The organism is Phocaeicola barnesiae DSM 18169 = JCM 13652, assembly GCF_000374585.1.
Lineage (GTDB): Bacteria > Bacteroidota > Bacteroidia > Bacteroidales > Bacteroidaceae > Phocaeicola > Phocaeicola barnesiae.
Genome location: NZ_KB894645.1, coordinates 183,726 through 200,895, shown reverse-complemented (window position 1 = coordinate 200,895; position 17,170 = coordinate 183,726). Strand labels below are relative to the sequence as shown.

General features: G+C 46.2%; 14 protein-coding genes. 3 read left to right on the top strand and 11 right to left on the bottom strand.

Annotated features, from left to right (window positions below):
• Window positions 1-2: 2 nt before the first annotated feature.
• The gene (locus C510_RS0104775) at window positions 3-992 is read left to right on the top strand and encodes a glycosyltransferase family 2 protein (protein ID WP_018710194.1); all 990 of its coding nucleotides are present in this window, start codon (window positions 3-5) and stop codon (window positions 990-992) included.
• A gap of 262 nt (window positions 993-1,254) precedes the next feature.
• Here the strand turns inward: C510_RS0104775 and C510_RS0104770 are convergent, their stop codons facing one another.
• Both C510_RS0104770 and C510_RS0104765 read right to left on the bottom strand, forming a co-directional pair.
• Window positions 1,255-2,154, bottom strand: coding sequence for a capsular polysaccharide synthesis protein (locus tag C510_RS0104770; protein ID WP_018710193.1), 900 nt, complete (start codon window positions 2,152-2,154; stop codon window positions 1,255-1,257).
• A 41-nt stretch (window positions 2,155-2,195) separates the two neighbouring features.
• Window positions 2,196-3,119 carry a glycosyltransferase family 8 protein gene (locus C510_RS0104765; protein ID WP_018710192.1) on the bottom strand — a complete coding sequence of 308 codons (924 nt, stop codon included), beginning with the start codon at window positions 3,117-3,119 and terminating at the stop codon, window positions 2,196-2,198.
• A 111-nt stretch (window positions 3,120-3,230) separates the two neighbouring features.
• Here C510_RS0104765 and C510_RS0104760 point away from each other — a divergent pair, with 111 nt between their 5' ends.
• On the top strand, window positions 3,231-4,241 hold the full coding sequence (locus C510_RS0104760; protein ID WP_018710191.1) for a glycosyl transferase family 90: 1,011 nt from the start codon (window positions 3,231-3,233) through the stop codon (window positions 4,239-4,241).
• 28 nt (window positions 4,242-4,269) lie between these two features.
• Here the strand turns inward: C510_RS0104760 and C510_RS0104755 are convergent, their stop codons facing one another.
• Entirely contained in the window at window positions 4,270-5,628 is a 1,359-nt protein-coding gene (locus C510_RS0104755) for a purple acid phosphatase family protein (protein ID WP_018710190.1), read from the bottom strand.
• A 109-nt stretch (window positions 5,629-5,737) separates the two neighbouring features.
• Here C510_RS0104755 and C510_RS0104750 point away from each other — a divergent pair, with 109 nt between their 5' ends.
• Entirely contained in the window at window positions 5,738-7,711 is a 1,974-nt protein-coding gene (locus C510_RS0104750; RefSeq protein WP_018710189.1) for an LTA synthase family protein, read from the top strand.
• 85 nt (window positions 7,712-7,796) lie between these two features.
• Here the strand turns inward: C510_RS0104750 and typA are convergent, their stop codons facing one another.
• The 8 genes from typA to C510_RS0104710 form a co-directional block, all read right to left on the bottom strand.
• The gene (typA, locus tag C510_RS0104745; RefSeq protein WP_018710188.1) at window positions 7,797-9,599 is read right to left on the bottom strand and encodes a translational GTPase TypA; all 1,803 of its coding nucleotides are present in this window, start codon (window positions 9,597-9,599) and stop codon (window positions 7,797-7,799) included.
• Between the two features lie 173 nt (window positions 9,600-9,772).
• Window positions 9,773-10,525: a glycosyltransferase family 2 protein gene (locus C510_RS0104740; protein WP_026320103.1), complete on the bottom strand. Its 753-nt coding sequence runs from the start codon at window positions 10,523-10,525 to the stop codon at window positions 9,773-9,775.
• Entirely contained in the window at window positions 10,518-11,780 is a 1,263-nt protein-coding gene (locus C510_RS0104735) for a glycosyltransferase family 4 protein (protein WP_018710186.1), read from the bottom strand. The genes C510_RS0104740 and C510_RS0104735 overlap by 8 nt, the downstream gene beginning before the upstream one ends.
• Window positions 11,781-11,873: 93 nt before the next feature.
• On the bottom strand, window positions 11,874-12,785 hold the full coding sequence (locus tag C510_RS0104730; protein ID WP_018710185.1) for a glycosyltransferase family 2 protein: 912 nt from the start codon (window positions 12,783-12,785) through the stop codon (window positions 11,874-11,876).
• On the bottom strand, window positions 12,782-13,681 hold the full coding sequence (locus C510_RS0104725; protein WP_018710184.1) for a glycosyltransferase family 2 protein: 900 nt from the start codon (window positions 13,679-13,681) through the stop codon (window positions 12,782-12,784). The genes C510_RS0104730 and C510_RS0104725 overlap by 4 nt, the downstream gene beginning before the upstream one ends.
• Window positions 13,682-13,704: 23 nt before the next feature.
• Window positions 13,705-14,709 carry a hypothetical protein gene (locus C510_RS0104720; protein ID WP_018710183.1) on the bottom strand — a complete coding sequence of 335 codons (1,005 nt, stop codon included), beginning with the start codon at window positions 14,707-14,709 and terminating at the stop codon, window positions 13,705-13,707.
• A gap of 13 nt (window positions 14,710-14,722) precedes the next feature.
• A complete protein-coding gene (locus C510_RS0104715; protein WP_018710182.1) occupies window positions 14,723-15,679 on the bottom strand; it encodes a glycosyltransferase family 2 protein in 957 nt (318 codons plus the stop codon).
• Between the two features lie 3 nt (window positions 15,680-15,682).
• Complete coding sequence (locus tag C510_RS0104710) at window positions 15,683-17,122, bottom strand: lipopolysaccharide biosynthesis protein (RefSeq protein WP_026320101.1); 1,440 nt, start codon at window positions 17,120-17,122, stop codon at window positions 15,683-15,685.
• Window positions 17,123-17,170 lie beyond the last annotated feature (48 nt).

The window sequence follows — 17,170 nt, the reverse complement described above, 5'->3', positions numbered from 1 at the left end:
CGATGATGAAGAATTTTTTACCTCTTATTTCTGTTATTGTCCCTGTATATAATGCACAGGATTATGTAGAACGATGTGTTCGTTCTTTGATGAAACAGACTTATCAGAATCTGGAAATCATCCTGATAGATGATGGTTCTACAGATGATTCATTGGATATATGTGGAAAACTGAAGATGGAAGATGGCCGCATCAGGGTGTTCTCTCAACCGAACCGAGGTGTCGGAGCTGTCCGTAATTTAGGTTTGTCTTTGGCTCAAGGAGCTTATCTGGCTTTTGTAGACAGTGACGACTGGATAGATTCGGATATGTATGAATCTTTATGGAAACTGATGGCGGAACGTCAAGCGGATATTGTGTGTTGTGCCCATTGTCGGGAAGAGGAAAAACGGACAGTCGTAGTAGGTGGAGGTGCGGATATTCTGGAATTTTCACGCAAAGATGCCTTCGAGGCTTTGAGACAGGAACAGTTCATATTGAATTTCTTATGGGATAAACTTTTCAGGCGGGAACTTTTTGATGGCATAACTTTTCCTGAGAAGAGGAAATTCGAGGATTTGATTGTTTCTCCCCAATGGTTGTCTAAAGCTGATAAAGTAGTTTATTTGTCACAACCTAAATATCACTATTCAGTCCGTTCGGGTAGTTTGACTAACGGAATCAAATCGACAGATATGGATTGGCGTTATGAGATGGTGAAAGCTTTAGCGGAACAAAACCGTTTCTGTAAAGAACATCATTTGTGGGAGAAAGCTTCAGGAAAACTATTCCGTACTTGTGTCCATTTGTTGAACAGGTTATTGCTTTTACCGGTTACTCCAGCATACCAACAGATGCAGGCCTACTGTTTGTCAGTCATTCAGGAGAAGGATTCTGTGAAAGGTTTAGGAATAAGTTATCGGTTCAAGCAATGGTTGTTGGCTGATTGCTGGGTTATTTATACACATTTGTATCGTTGGGGTAAGAAATTCACTTGTCGTAATGTTGGATAGATGTATATGCTTTTATTGAATATTTCTATTCTGTTTTAGGTTTCCCTTATGCAGAACTTATATCCTCCAGTGCTGAACTGTATGTTCTAAGCATGGAAAAACATAGGGTTCAGCATCGGAGAACATAGAACATTGACGGGAATGTTACAGATACTTCGCCTGCATATCCCTTTATAAACTCTATATGGTTATCATGTCCCGTTTTGCGTTGGATTATGAAACGGTTTGTGAAAGATTTGGCTTATTAGAGCTTATCAGATTTTTATTCTTTGTCAAAAAACTCCTCCATAATGTGTCCATAGAACGTTTTCTTTCCTTCCGGAGTTTTTCTCTGCAGGGGAATCTTGTAGGTCAGTTTATGGAAATCGTAATCCGTACAGAACTTCTGCCATGCTTCTTCGGTGTATTCATCGTTCAGGCATTTTCCAAGTGGTCCCATGACGGTTATAGGAATCTGTTCAATCATGTGCCTGATGGCCGGTACGTGTGCACGGGCGATGGCAAAAGTGTAATCCAACAGCAGGTAGTCGATAAGTTTATTATGCTTTCTCCAGTAACTTAAATGTAAGTCCGCAATAATGGATGGAAGCAGGTTACCTTTTCCGCAGGCCACGAAAAAGCTGACCCATCCTCCACGTGATACGTTGTGATAGATAGGTTTATGATGGCAACTCCAGAATATATCTTCCGGGTGGATAAAGTCATCCAGTTTTTTGGATGGGATTAACAACGTACTGTCCATCCATATTCCTCCGTGTTTCCGGAGAAGCATCATACGGAGTATGTCCGAAAAATGTGTGATATCAATGATTCCGGATTTTTGTTTGTTGAGAATTTCTTCAGGAATATCTACATACTTCTGATAGTTTTCTGAAGTAATCAAAATGACGGGGTGAGTGCATGCGTGCTTTTGGATGGAATGATAGCAGGCTTTTACTATATCGGGCATCTGTTCTTCACCTTGCCACCAGCATACCCATATGGGCGAAGTAGCGCCGATATTTTCATTCGGGTCACAGGTTCTGTCTTTGTAACTTGAAACGATTTCTTGTCCTCCGCTTCGGGTCATGAGATAATGGAGTATGTACCGTTGCTTGAAAGAAGAGAAGAAACCTTCTATGCGTTTAAAGAAACGTTTGGTCTTTGATACTTGATAGCTCATACAAGAAAGGTGTTAGGGTGATTGACAGTTTAACTGGTAACTTATATGTTCTCCAGCTTGATATATTTAGGTTTTCTTAATTTTACATAGAACGGCAACAGCCGGAAAAAACGTTTTATCCGGCTGAAAGGATTGTTCAATACACGTTCTCCTTTCCACGGAGTCATATCCAGGTAAGTGAAATAAGCCTGGCGTAACGGATGCTGGCTGTCGTACTCCCATGGCTTACGGTTGGTGTAATGCAGGATGACCGGATTCTTCAGTACTTCGGTAAACCTGTTCTTCCAGTTTTCGTCCATTACTTTCGGGCGGCGGTAGAAGGCATCCTGTACGTTCCATTTCAAATCTACCAGCAATTTATCTTTGTGTAAAACACTGTTTAGCAAATCCTGGTCGTTGAAGAGAATCCGTTCCGGGTACTTGTGGAAGTAGTCTATGCAGGCATGAGCGATATCGTGCTGGCGCCAATAAGCCAGATTTATCAGCAGGACACCGGCGTTGAAGTAAGAGTCTTCCATGGGGTACTTCAGGATTTCATAGCGTTCCGGTTCGCGGCAGCCCATATCTTCTACGGCGGCTACTCCCACATGGTCTATCGGAGTGTTCCAATAGGGACGTAAATCTCCCAACACCACGATGTCGCAATCCAGATAAAGCAGGCGGTCGATGTCTGCCGGAATCAGTTCCGAAAGGATACAGCGGTAATAGGTAGCCATAGAGATGCGTTTGCTGAACTTGCGGATGGTGAACCCTTCCAGCAACTTGATGTCCGGTTCATAGAAACAGACCTGATTATTGTACCGTGCGGCCAATCGGGTTAGGATTTCGCGTTCGGTTTCAGAAAGGTCGCGGGCGATGATATGGGCAGTGAAGGATTCTTCCTTGTTGTTCTCGAACACAGAGACAAGGGTCACGGCACAATGGCGCACGTAATTGCTGTCGATGTTACAGGCGATGTGTATCATGCTTGGATGGGAGTTTTGATATTCATTTCTGCAAAGATAGAAGATATTCATATAAAAGCGTTATCTTTGTCAAGAAACATTTTATTCACCGGTAACCGTTCATCTAGATTTATGGCAGACAATATCCTTTATAAATTACGGAGTGGAAAACCCATCAAATGCCTTGACTTCCTGAAAAATTTCTCCGGCCTGCTGATACCTGACAGCTGGTATCGGGTACGTTTAAAACGGAAGCTGGAGGCTGCCCGGCAGCGTCCTGATTATGCATATATGAAACAGCGTGTGGACTATTATATCCGTATTCATGAACCGTGGAAAATATCAGATGAAGACAAACTGGTGCGTGACCGGAGCTGGATTCATTATACCGGGGCTATCGGTGATTATCGCCGGAAAATGTTCCATACCGCTTATTATTTTGACCAGCATGATGTAACCCGTTGGTTTCCGCCGCGGTTGCGTTGGAATTTCTGTCCCGGTGACGTTTATTTTACGCCCGAGGTTCCTACTGTCGTAAAGAGCCGGCTGTTGGCTTCGGACAATCAGAATTCAGTGGTACTGAAACTGGATAAGTTGCGTCATTTTATGTTCGTTTATGATACGAAGCCGTTCCGTGAGAAAAAGGATTGTGCCATTTTCCGGGGAAAAATCCGTCAGAGCCGTCTGCGTACAGGATTCCTGGAGAAATTTTTCGGACATCCGTTGTGCGACTGTGGGGTAGTGGGACGGAATGAAGGTTGTCCGGAAGAATGGATGACCGCCAAGAAGACCATCCGCGAGCATTTGGACTATAAGTTCATCATCGCACTGGAAGGAAACGATGTGGCTTCGAACTTGAAATGGGTGATGTCCTCCAATTCACTGGCTGTCATGACACGGCCTACGTGCGAGACCTGGTTCATGGAAGGTACCTTGAAACCGGATTATCATTATGTGGAAGTGAAGGAAGATTTCTCGGATTTCGAAGAGAAACTCCGTTACTACATGGCACATCCGGAAAAGGCCGAAGAAATTATCCGTCATGCGCACGAGTATGTACAGCAGTTCCGTAACAAGGAACGTGAAGAATTGCTGCAACTCATGGTGATGCAGCGCTATTTTGAAACAAGCGGACAACTGTAATCAATAATAGAACAGGGAAAGCGAGGAATCAAATTCCCCGCTTTTCTTTATAGGCTTTTATCTGTTCCAGATACTCCCTGTCTTTCCGGTTGTTCAGATCGGGAACGAAATTCAAGTTTTCCGGTATGTCCTGTCCTTTATCCATCACTTGTGTCTTCCCGTTTTTCTTTATCAGGTCTACGGCATCGTACAGCTTTCCGCTGGTCGCATCGTAGGTACTCATGGACAACGTGTCGCCATGTACCAGCAACTGCTGGTAGTATTTCCCGTCGATACCGAATTTGTCGAACCGCTCACTGAAGCAGATGCGGTACAGTTTCGGTGAACAATGGCTGACTGTATATAAAGGCGTAGTACGGTTCCCTTGCTCATCGGTCAATGTCATGCGGCCGTAGGAATGCTCGTGGCCTTGCAGGACGACATCTACCTGGTTTTCCTGAATCAGCGAATTGAACATGCTGCGCTGAATCAGGTTGTTGTATTTCCCTTTGATGGAATAGAGCGGATGATGGAGAATGACGATTTTCCAGCGTGCCGTACTTTTCTCCAACTGTTCTTTCAGCCATTTCCGTTGTGTCCATAGGTAGAAGAACTCACGGTTGCTGTCCAGACAGAACAGTTGCATGTCGTTGTATTTCAGGGTATAGACCTGGTTCTCTCCAACCATGGAGTCCAGAAAATAAGAGAAAATGAGTGAAAAGCGGCGTTCCAGTTTGCGGATAGGGTATTTCAGATAATCATGGTTACCGGTTACATTCAGTACAGGAATACATTGTCCGATGGAGTCCAGACCCCGGAAAGTCTCTTCCCAATAGGCATCGATGGGGCGTTCGGTCAAATCTCCTCCACATACCAGAAATTCTGTTTCCGGATGCTGTTGCAGGGCTTTCTTCAGGTAGGTGTTGGTCTTCCCGTTGATGGTATCCTGTACATCGCCTATGTATAGGAAACTATAGTTCTGCTGATTAGGCTGGTTATGTGTCTGGAAATGCTTCCAGGCTGAATAGTTACCGTTACTGCATACCCGATAACTATAACAGCGCGAAGGCTTCAGTGAACGGAGCCGGGCTACATAATAGGCTGCTTTACCGCTGCGTGAGCTGAAGGTTTCTCCTTGAGCCTTTATGACAGTCGTGTCCTTCGACAAGGTATCTGCCAGTTCTACGAAGGAAGGATGTACTATGGAATCGTATTGCCAACTGATGTTACGCGACAATCCGTCTTCATCGCCGAATGTCAATAGGATTCGTCCCGGTTCGGACAGAGGTGCATAAGGAGCCTCAGGTGGATTGCCGAACCAAGCATTCCAGCGTGAGTGGACCCAACAAGCCAGGGCTATAACGACCAGGGCAGTAACACTTAGTTTGATGACGTTTTTTTTCCGCATGTTTCTAAAGAATTATGTAGTTAGGTTGCAAAGATATAAATAAACCGGTATTTCTCGAGGTTTGTAAAAATATAACTAACTTTGCGTCTTCACTAAGGAGAAAGTTATTATGATGGTAAAACGAACATTGTTTTCGAATGTAGGTTCGTTGGCGTGGAACCTGCTGCTTGTGTATGTGTGCTATTTCATTTGTCGATTAACCTTCCTGTTGACTAACTGGGCTATATTCGGTGACCAGTTCGAGTGGGGATATATGTTCCGTCTGTTTGCGGCAGGTACTATTTTCGATACGACTGCCATTCTGTACAGTAATGCGTTGTTTATCGTGTTGTTCCTGTTTCCTTTTCACTGGAAAGAGCGTAGTGCCTTTTATCGGGTAGTCCGTTGGGTATTTGTTGCAGTCAATACGTTCTTCTTGATTTCCAATTTAGTGGATTGTGTTTATTTCCGTTTCTCCGGGCGGCGTACAACGATGTCTGTTTTTCAGGAGTTCAGTCATGAAGCCGGTGGAAACATGACTTCCATTTTCCTGAAGGAGTTTGCCGTGAACTGGTATCTTGTGGTTCTGGCGGTAGCTTTGGGTATCCTGCTCTATAAACTGTTCCGTTCTCCTCGTCCGCTTCCTTTACACGGACCGAAATGGAGCTATTATGTTGTCCAGACGGTATCTCTGTTGGTGGTGGCTCCGTTTGTCGTATTCGGGATGCGGGGTGGAATGACAGCCGCTACCCGTCCGATTACCATCAGCAATGCCAATCAGTATGCCGACCGGCCGGTGGATGCCTGCCTGGTACTGAATACACCTTTCTCTTTGTTCCGTACGTTGGGTAAGAAGGCTTTTATTGTACCTCAATACCTATCCGAGGAAGAAGCTGTAAGGGTTTATTCTCCGTTGCACACGCCTGCCGATTCTATCCAGTTCCGCCCGATGAATGTCGTGGTGTTGATTGTAGAAAGTTTCAGTAAGGAGTTTGTAGGTAGTTTCAATACCCATCTGGACAATGGGACTTACAAAGGATATACTCCTTTTCTCGATTCGCTGTTGACCAAAGGTCTTACTTTCCAATATTCATATAGTAACGGGCGTAAGAGTATCGATGGGATGCCTTCTGTCTTGTCGTCTATTCCCAGTTTTGTGGAACCGTTTTTCCTGACTCCGGCTTCGTTGAACAATGTATCGAGTCTGGCACGGGAGTTGAAGCATAAAGGGTATTATTCAGCCTTTTTCCATGGAGCGATGAACGGCTCGATGGGTTTCCAGGCTTTCGCCAATTCTGTTGGGTTTGACAGTTATTGGGGACGTACGGAATACAATGAAGACCCCAAATATCACGGAGATGACGATTTTGACGGGACATGGGCCATCTGGGATGAAGAATTTCTGCAATTCTTCTGTGACCGTATGACTGAATTCAAACAGCCTTTTGTGACTTCTGTCTTTACAGCGACTTCACACAATCCGTATGCTCTGCCCGAACGCTATAAGAATGTATTTCCTAAGGGAACGCATCCGATACACGAATGTATCGGTTATACGGATAACGCTCTCCACCATTTCTTTGCAACAGCCTCCAAGCAGCCTTGGTACAACAATACGCTGTTTGTAATTACTGCCGACCATGCCAGTATGAACGAGCATCCGGAATATGTCACTGATTTAGGAGCCTTTACTGTACCGATTCTATTTTACGCTCCCGGTATGCCTGAATTGCAGGGCAAAGATACGGAAACGGTGGTCGAGCAGATAGACATCATGCCTACTGTATTGGGGATACTTGGATATGACCGCCCTTATATCGGTTTCGGACAGGATATTCTACACACGCCGAAAGAAGATAAGTTTGCCGTCAACTATATCAGTGGTAGCGGTATCTATCAACTGGTAAAAGGCGATTACCTTATCCAGTTCGATGGCGAGCAGGTGATTCATGCCTATCGTTTCCGTACCGATGTGTTGATGAAGGACGATGTGAAAGACAGCATGCCGCAGGAAGTGCGGAAAGAGATGGAAATCCAACTGAAATCAATCATCCAGCAATACATGCAGCGGATGAACAACAATGAGCTGGTTTATAGGGAATGATTCAAACTGATATATAAAAAAAGAACCGGACTTTCACGAGGCGAGAACCTCTGAAAGTCCGGTTTTCTTTTGTATAAAGAATGAATTAGTTCTTGTTGGCACGTTTACGCTCGGTCTCATCCAGAATGACTTTACGCATACGCATGCTCTTCGGAGTCACTTCTACGTATTCGTCTTCCTTGATGTATTCCAAAGCTTCTTCCAGTGAGAAGATAACCGGTGGAATGATACGGGCCTTTTCGTCCGAACCGGAAGCACGCATGTTGGTCAGTTTCTTAGACTTGGTGACATTGATGACCAGGTCGTTTTCATGAACGTGTTCACCTACCACCTGTCCGGCATAGACTTCGTCCTGCGGATAGATGAAGAATTTTCCACGGTCCTGCAACTTGTCGATGGCGTATGCAAAAGCTGTTCCGCTTTCCATGGCAATCATGGAGCCGTTGGTACGACGGGGGATATCTCCTTTGTAAGGCTGGTATTCCTTGAAACGGTGAGCCATGATGGCTTCTCCCTGTGAGGCTGTCAGTACATTGGTACGCAGACCGATGATACCGCGTGACGGCATATCGAATTCGATGTTTACACGGTCACCTTGTGTTTCCATCGAAACCATTTCACCTTTACGGCGGGTTACCATATCAATCATCTTGCTGGCAAATTCTTCGGGTACGCTGATGGTCAGTTCCTCAATCGGTTCACATTTCACACCGTCGATTTCCTTGAAGATAACCTGCGGCTGGCCTACCTGAAGTTCGTAGCCTTCGCGACGCATGGTTTCAATCAGGACAGACAGGTGCAATACACCACGACCGGATACAATCCATTTTCCATCTTCGTTTTCGGTCTTGCGGACACGCAGTGCCAGGTTCTTGTCCAACTCTTTCATCAGACGGTCCTGAATGTGACGTGAAGTAACGTATTTACCTTCCTTACCGAAGAATGGAGAATCGTTGATGGTGAACAGCATGCTCATGGTCGGTTCGTCGATAGCGATAGGTGGCAGTGGTTCCGGATTTTCGAAATCACAGATAGTATCACCGATTTCGAAACCTTCTATACCGATGATGGCGCAGATATCACCCGATGAAACCGATTCTACTTTCTTACGGCCCAATCCTTCGAACGTATGTACTTCCTTGATTTTAGATTTCACCATGGTTCCGTCACGCTTGGCCAGCGTGATGTTCATACCTTCGGTAAGTGTACCGCGATGTACACGTCCTACGGCGATACGGCCGGTATAGGATGAGTAGTCCAGTGAGGTAATCAGCATCTGCGGTGTTCCTTCCAGCTGTTTCGGTGCAGGGATGTATTTTACGATGGCATCCAGCAGCGGAGTGATGGTTCCGGTAGGTGTCTTCCAGTCTTCACCCATCCAGTTGTTCTTGGCAGAACCGTACAATACCGGGAAATCCAGCTGGTCTTCGGTAGCGTTCAGGCTGAACATCAGGTCGAATACCATTTCGTATACTTCTTCCGGACGGCAGTTCGGCTTGTCTACCTTGTTCACTACGACAATGGGTTTCAATCCAATCTGAAGTGCTTTCTGCAGTACGAAGCGTGTCTGTGGCATCGGGCCTTCGAAGGCGTCTACCAACAGGATACAGCCGTCGGCCATGTTCAACACACGTTCCACTTCACCACCGAAATCGGCGTGTCCCGGAGTATCGATAATATTGATTTTTGTACCGTTGTAATTGATGGAAACGTTTTTCGAAAGGATAGTTATACCTCTTTCACGTTCCAGGTCATTGTTATCCAATACCAGTTCACCGTTAGTCTGGTCATTACGGAACAGGTGTCCCGCCAGCATCATCTTGTCCACGAGGGTGGTTTTACCGTGGTCTACGTGGGCAATAATGGCAATGTTTCTAATATCTTGCATACTATACCTATAATTTGTGTGCAAAGGTACGATTTTTCTTGCGATTATTCATGACGAATAAAGGTTTTTTCAGTGTTATTATGTTGTGTACCATCGGTTGTTTAGGTGGAAATTTTCTTCGGAAGATGCTCACAACATTTTTGGATGCTTGCATGTTTTTGTTGGCCTTCCGATTATTTCTTATAAAGCAGTCGTGCTACGAATCCGATGTGGTGACTGATGGTTGTGAGATATCCGTAATGTTTACACATGATGCGGAAGCGTTCTTTCAACGAAGCCTTATGATTGCGTGTGGTCATGCCTTCGTTCAAGTAGTCTATCAGAGTCAGATGTGTATTGTGTAAAACTTTACTTTTTTTCATGATGCGGATGCACCAGTCGAAATCGGCCGAAAAACGGTAACGGAGGTCATAAGGTTCTACCCGGTCCCGGCGGGCGAAGAAAGCCTGATGGCAGACCAGCATCCCGTGCTGGAAACTTTTCCAGGTCAGGTGTTCCGGTGCTGAAAGCCGACGCATACGCAGAAAATGCCCTTCTTCGTCTACAATGGCTGTCTCACCATACAATACATCCGGTAATGCATTCTCCGTCAACGAGTGTACCATCTGTTGCAAGGTATCATCTTCGTGAAATGCGTCTCCGGCATTCAGAAAGCAGATATAGTCTCCTGTAGCCATCTTGATACCCTTGTTCATGGCATCATACAAGCCTCGGTCCGGTTCACTGATTACCTGCTGAATCATACTCCGGTACTGGTTGATGATACTGAGGGTATTGTCAGTCGAACCTCCGTCTACCAGAATGTACTCCATGTTTTTATAGGTCTGTGTAATGACACTCTGGATTGTATCTTCCAATACTTTACCGGCATTGTACGTAACGGTAATGATGGAGAATTTGGGGTGCAAGTGATGTAAGTTATGCATTTTTTCCGGTTATCTGGTTATAGATTTGGATGTATTTCATGGCAACAATCTGTTCGGAATAGGTACTTTCAGCCTTTCGTCGTGCCTGTTCGCACAGACTTCCGTAATTGTTTTCATTCAGCGACCAGTAGATGCCGTTGGCCAGGTCTTCTGCCGACTTATATTGGGCTACATAGCCGTTGTGCAGGTGATCAATCATCTGTGGTATTCCTCCGATATTGAAGCCGACACAGGGAATGCCACATGACATGGCTTCCATGATGGTATTAGGCAGGTTCTCCATCAGTGACGGAGTAACAAACAGGTCGGTAGCATTATAGATTTCTGCCAATTCCTTTTCTTGTTTCACATAATCCAGACAATATACCGGGAACGGGAAAAGTGATTCGTTCTGTTGGGAAGACTTTCCTACCACTACGACTCCCAGTTGGCCGACAAAATCCGGATGATGTTTCTGAAGTAACCGGCATGCCTCAACCAGGTAGCTGATTCCCTTCCGTTTATCGGTGGTCTTCATGGAACTGAACAGTAACAGCTTCTTGTCAGTCGGCAAGGAGAGTTTCTGTCGTGCCTGTATCTTATTCAATGGCCGGAACAGATTTGTGTTGAGAGGGTTGGGTATGTTTGTTACCGGATGTCCTTGCGTCAGTACGCTTTGTTGTGCCAATCCTTCCAGCCAACGGCTACAGGCGATAAATGTCAGGTTAGCATCTCGGTAGATGTCTTTTTTCTTGTTGAATACCCGGTAGGAAAGGTCATTCTTATGACCTTTGTGGAGCAACGGACAGGTATGGCACTGTTCGGTATATCGGGTACAGGATTCAGCATGATGACAGATACCGGTAATGGGCCACATGTCGTGCATGGTCCAGACGATGGGTTTGCCTGACTCTACGATTTTCCGGATATCCTTCAGAGAAAGCATGCCTTGGTTAATCCAGTGCAGGTGGATGACATCTGCCTGACGGAATTCCGGCAGAGAAGTTACATCGGTACCGGTATTGGCGATGTCTACGGCAAAGAGGTTTTCTCTTTTGAACTGATTGGTTTTCCAGATAATCAGCCGTTCCCAGACAAACTGCCAGATTTTTCGCCATGATTTCTTCAGTGCCACTACCCCCACATGATCCGTCTGTTTGTCGCGCACTAGCATCTTGACTTTGATGCCACTGTTCTTCAGCGCTTCTGCCAGACGGCTGGCAGCGATGGCGGCCCCTCCAATCCGTTCGGATGTATTGATGATAACTACTCTCATGCTTTCTAAATTTTTGCAAAGGTAGATTTTTTTCTTGAACGCAGGACAGCGAATTCTTTGAGATTTGTACGTTTCCTGTGAAAAAGTATCTGTTTAAGCTCCAAAATCACCTCGTAATGTACGTTTGATGCGTCGGATAGCTTTTGCCCAGAAACAGTTGGTCCGGTGATAGTAGCGGGCAAAAGCCTCTCGGGCTTCTTTGTTTTCAGTAACGGGATGGATGGGAACTACCGGAAGCGGTTGGCTCCATAGGGTAGAACCGTACAGGTTACCTCCTCCGCAGTTGGTTCCGCTACCGTCGAATCCGGTATTCTGTACCAATGATTTTCCGACATTCAGCGAGAGGATATCGGCCAGGAAAAGGCTGGCGTTCCAGCGGATAGCCCATGAATTGTTGAGACCGGCTATCTGTCGGCGGAGCATCCGGGTGAACGGATAGTTTCCGTCAAAATCGAAGGTGCGGGTCAGTTTCCTACGTTCCAGTTCTTCCAACAGTTCCTGTCCGTTCGGGTTGAAATGTTTCCAGGCATGTTCCCAGGTGGCCCATCCCCAGCTACCGGTCCATTTGATGAGGAATGTATCGGGTAGTGAAGGGTCTTGTGTGAAATCGCAGGCCTGGATATGTCCCACTCGTTCCTCGTCTTTGTAGGTTTCGAGGGCTTCATTCATGAATTGCAGGAAATAGGGAGAAACTACCAGGTCGTCTTCCAGGACGATAACCCGTCCGTATCGGGCCAGTTGGGTGGTTACTCCGTCAATGATGTTCCGTGCTAATCCCCAATTCTCGGTGCGTTCTACTAGGGTAATGTTCCCGAATCCTTTCAAGGAGCGGAGGTATGTTCTCACTTCCTCCACATGGAGACGGTCTGTTTCATTTCGTGCCTGGTCAGCATAAATAATCAACGGGCTTTCGGCTGCTTCGCGGTTGGCTAGCAGTGAGGTAATCAACCGGTGGGTATGTTCCGGTCGGTTGTAGACAAACAGGAGGATAGGGGCGTAAGTCATGACATCAGAAAATTAGGATAAGACTGCTTGGTTTGTTTACGGATACGGCAGATAGCAGGAGTCTGGCAGAGTAATCCGGACACAATACCTGCATATCCTTTGGCGTGTGTCCAGTTCCCTTTCAGCAAGGCTATTACCAACTTCTTTATTCCTGCCAGTACACCGTAGGCGAATGCCTGTATGAAGCCATAATTAATATTGGCATATTCCGAGAGCAGGTATACACGTTCGGCCCGTAAGAATCCTTCCAGCGATACTTTCCGGAATTCACGGTCGTGACACCCGAAGACAGTAGGCAGATAACCTATCCGGTAGCCATGGAAATGTATGCGATTGGCATAGTCTTTGTCTTCGCCATAATGATAGAACAAGGAGGAAAAGCCTCCTGTCTTCTTCAGAATTCCGGTAGGGATAAACCAGAAGGCTGCATTGATGAAAGGACATTCCGTGAGTCTGTTTTCTGCAGGCAGGTTGTTCCGGCTGCTTACCTGTACATACGAGGCGAACCCTTTTTCCAGTTCTGTTCCGTTACCGTTCAGATGGACAGGAGAAAGGATGGCGTAATCCGGATGTCTGAGGGATTCTTGGGCCAGGCTGCCTAAGGTCTTAGGGTCTATCCACGCATCCTGGTTGAGTAGGAATACGGCATCGTAATCCTCTTTCAAGGCTATCTGCATGCCAATGTTGTTTGCTTTACCGAACCCCAGATTGGCATGGTTTGCTATCAGCCGTATTTCGGGATAGTTTTTCCGGAGGATTTCCACGGTCCGGTCACTCGAACCGTTGTCGATGACAAGCGTATCTGTTGGCTGTAAGGATGCTTTCAAACTTCCTAGACACCGGTCTATCCAAGGTTCAAAGTTATAGGAGACAATAATAGTCAGTATTTTCATCATGATGGTTGTATGTACGGTAGCATTTATTTAAGTTTCATCCACAGGGTAGTCAGTCTGTCTCTGATTCGTTTCTTCAGGTTGATGCAGGGAATGCCGGTGTAGCTGCCTGCTTTCTGCCAGAATACGTTTTCGTTCGTTATGTCGCTGTCTTTTCCTATCAACTTATAGAGTTGATAAAGTCCCCGTTTCTTTTCATAGGGTAAGTGCCATACGGGAAAATTTTCGTCATTCGGTTGTACATTATTGAAATGTGGGGTGGTCCACATACGTTTTACGTATCGGTTGGCGATTGCATTCCGGATGTTCAGGTGTTCGGCCAGCAGACTCAGCAGATGGGCTTCTTCGTTCAGCTTGAACGGATGTTGTTGACCATACTTGAGGTTGAAAGCCCATAATTCTGGAAAGGCCGTATTAAGCCGGTCGATTATGTCTTTCCGGAAGGCTACGAACTCTCCCCCGTAATAGGTTATCGGGCTTGTTTCTGTCTTGCCGTAGCAGTTTCGGTATAGTTCTTCCATTTGAGGTAAGGTGATACCGTTGATGATGTGTTTCCTGTCGGTTATGAATTCATATAGGGCACTTCCGTTTTTCCGGACCTCCTCGAAGAGTGGAGTCAGGGAAGTATGGCACAGGCAGTCGGCATCGCTTACCAACAAGGTATCTTCTTCTCCCATCCGGTTCCCCATGTATTTCAGGATATCATACAGGTAAAACTGGTTCTGCCAAGCCGTATACCAGCCCTTGGGTGGTTTGCAACTGTAAGGAAGAGTCACCGTCTCGACGTTCAATTTCCGGAATAACCGGATAAGATAATCGGGTAAATCTTCTAGGGTCAGGTTTGTAAAGAAGATACATCGGGCATCCGGATTGTAATGCTTGAAGGTCACAAAGAAAGGAACCTGTATCTGCATATAGATGGAGTGTACAAGTGAGGAACTTCCTTTTTGTCCCAGCTGAGGGTAGAAGCTGGCTTCATCCTTTGATTCCTTGTAGAACCAGGTGGTGATATAGTCGACCGGTTGTTTCATGTCATTCTATGGTTTAATCCGTTTCTTTGCTGCCCGGTTGTTTCAGGCGTTTATTGATTTCGTACAGGCTCATTCCTGTCATGCTGGCAAACAGGGTTACCAGCAGCGAGGTATATAGTTTCTTTTGGAAGGGCAAGATACAAAAAGCTTTCCAGAATTCCCGCATTCCCAATCCATATTTGTGGGCCAGGATGGCTCCCGACATGCGGCGTTTGTGCCAGGAGGACAAAAACAGCCGGATTCCCGGTTTCTGGCTTGCTTTCCGGTAGATCTCATTAAACATGTTGTCCAGTGGATCGTCCTTCAGAATGGGACGGTGGCTTTTGTTGCTACCGGTTGTCAGATAATAAATGGAGGTAGGTTTCCGGCAATAAGCAAATTCACATACGGCTTGTAGGCGGGCCAGTGTCAGAATATCTTCACCAGACGGAATACCTACCGGAAAGCCCCCGATGGATTGGATGATTTCTTTTCTGACGGCATACGCACTGGTCTGCATCGGAAAATCTGTTCCCGATGCCAGTTCGTAATAGTTGTCGAGTATACCATCTTCTCCCGTGAAGTGGAACTTTTCGGGTATGATGGGAAGCCGTGGTTTTTCACCCTTTCGTAGAAAATAATAGGAGGTTCCGAATACACCACACCGAGGAAAAGTATGATACAGCCGGATGATAGTGTCCAGATGGTCGGGCATCCATTCGTCATCAGCATCCAGAAAGGCAATCAGTCCGTATCGGGCTTCTCGGATACCGGTATTTCGTGCCGCTGACACTCCACCGTTTGCTTGTCGGATGAGGCGGATGTGCGGAAGGTGGAACGCTGTTACCCGTTGAGGCCCGTCGTCTGTTGACCCATCGTCTACTACTACTATTTCGAACTCCTGGAAAGTCTGGTTCAGTACGGAGTGTATACTTCGTTCGATGTAGGCTGCACCGTTATATAGAGGGATGATGACACTGACCATAGGCATAGTTTATTTTTTCTTAAACAGATATTGTAGCATTTCCTGTTGAATTCGGGAACGGGAAACCCATAGAATGGCAAGGTAAACCGAGGCGGCTATCAAGATTTTGCCTATCATCAGGAGCCATTCCGATGTGATGTAGCGTGTTACCATAAAGCTGACTCCCATAGCAATGAGGGAAGTTCCAGCAAACGGTGCGATGTCTTTTATTGCATCCAGAAAGCGGAGTCCTATTTCCCGATGTACAAAGTAGTACCAAATAAACAGCCAGCCTATATTGATACAGGTATACATCAGAATCATGTAATAGATACCTAAGCGGTGGATGAGGAGTACAGCCAATACTTGCAGGACTCCGATGGCGATGGTATTCCACATGTAGATGTTCGATTTTCCCTGACTGATGACCAGGTTGGAACAAAGAGTGGTGATAGGCAGGAAAGCCCCCCAGATGCAGAGAGTCTGTAGAATAGGTACACAAGGCATCCATTTGTCTTTGATAGCCAGATGAATGAATTCTGGGGCAATGAGGGCCAGTCCGAACATGGCTGGGAAAGCCAGGTAAGAAGTGAAGCGTAGCATTTTGCGGAAAACCGCCTGTTGCCGGTTGGCGTTATCTGTAATCTGTGCCAGAACAGGCTGTGCTACACTGTTGATGGTACCGCTTATCAAGGAAGCGCCCATCGTGTTCCACTTGTTGGCTTGGGTGTAGAACCCTACATCCTTAGGCAGGAAGAGTCGTCCGATGATAGCAGAAAAGATATTGTTGTTGGTCTGTATGAAGATATTGGTCAACAGGACTTTGCTACTGAATCCGAACATCTCTTTCAACGGGCGGAAATCCAGGTGGAAAGTAGGCCGCCACGGTGAGAAATACCAGAAGCAGAGATTGATGATTGCTATGTATACCAGACTTTGGGTAGCGATACCCCAGTAAGACATGCCGTTGTATGCCATAAGGATACCTGTTGTTCCCGATATGACCAGTGCCGGAATCTGAGCGATGGCCTTTTGTTTTACCATCAGATTGCGGAACAGATAAGCACTGTGGGCTGTTGCGCTGCTGGAAATGACAAATCCTAGAAATGTGAACCGTGCCAGTGGTACCAGGTCTGGTTGCCGGTAGTAGGCAGCAATGAGTGGGGCACTGAAAAACAGGATAATGTAAAGGGTGATTCCGGTCAGGAAACTGAACCAGAAGACCGCGTTGTAGTCGCGATGAGTAACTTCTTTCTTATTGGCCAGGGCGCTGGTAAAGCCACTGTCCTGGAGTGTCCCGGCAATGGCGGTGAAGATGGCCAGCATGCCCACCATACCGTAATCGGCCGGTGTCAGGATGCGGGCCAGGAAAATGCCGAATGCCAGATTCAGCAGTTGCTGTACTCCGTTGCTGATTCCGCCCCATAAGAGTCCTTTTGCGGTCTTGTCTTTCAATGATTGCTCTGCCATAGAATCGGGAATAAAACACAGAGACACAGAGGCCGGCATCCGGACGGA

Bases quoted from the DNA above. Each gene is read 5' to 3' on its own strand.
- C510_RS0104775 (WP_018710194.1), top strand. From the start codon at position 3: ATGATGAAGAATTTTTTACCTCTTATTTCTGTTATTGTCCCTGTATAT.
- C510_RS0104770 (WP_018710193.1), bottom strand. From the start codon at position 2,154: ATGAGCTATCAAGTATCAAAGACCAAACGTTTCTTTAAACGCATAGAA.
- C510_RS0104765 (WP_018710192.1), bottom strand. From the start codon at position 3,119: ATGATACACATCGCCTGTAACATCGACAGCAATTACGTGCGCCATTGT.
- C510_RS0104760 (WP_018710191.1), top strand. From the start codon at position 3,231: ATGGCAGACAATATCCTTTATAAATTACGGAGTGGAAAACCCATCAAA.
- C510_RS0104755 (WP_018710190.1), bottom strand. From the start codon at position 5,628: ATGCGGAAAAAAAACGTCATCAAACTAAGTGTTACTGCCCTGGTCGTT.
- C510_RS0104750 (WP_018710189.1), top strand. From the start codon at position 5,738: ATGATGGTAAAACGAACATTGTTTTCGAATGTAGGTTCGTTGGCGTGG.
- typA (WP_018710188.1), bottom strand. From the start codon at position 9,599: ATGCAAGATATTAGAAACATTGCCATTATTGCCCACGTAGACCACGGT.
- C510_RS0104740 (WP_026320103.1), bottom strand. From the start codon at position 10,525: ATGCATAACTTACATCACTTGCACCCCAAATTCTCCATCATTACCGTT.
- C510_RS0104735 (WP_018710186.1), bottom strand. From the start codon at position 11,780: ATGAGAGTAGTTATCATCAATACATCCGAACGGATTGGAGGGGCCGCC.
- C510_RS0104730 (WP_018710185.1), bottom strand. From the start codon at position 12,785: ATGACTTACGCCCCTATCCTCCTGTTTGTCTACAACCGACCGGAACAT.
- C510_RS0104725 (WP_018710184.1), bottom strand. From the start codon at position 13,681: ATGATGAAAATACTGACTATTATTGTCTCCTATAACTTTGAACCTTGG.
- C510_RS0104720 (WP_018710183.1), bottom strand. From the start codon at position 14,709: ATGAAACAACCGGTCGACTATATCACCACCTGGTTCTACAAGGAATCA.
- C510_RS0104715 (WP_018710182.1), bottom strand. From the start codon at position 15,679: ATGCCTATGGTCAGTGTCATCATCCCTCTATATAACGGTGCAGCCTAC.
- C510_RS0104710 (WP_026320101.1), bottom strand. From the start codon at position 17,122: ATGGCAGAGCAATCATTGAAAGACAAGACCGCAAAAGGACTCTTATGG.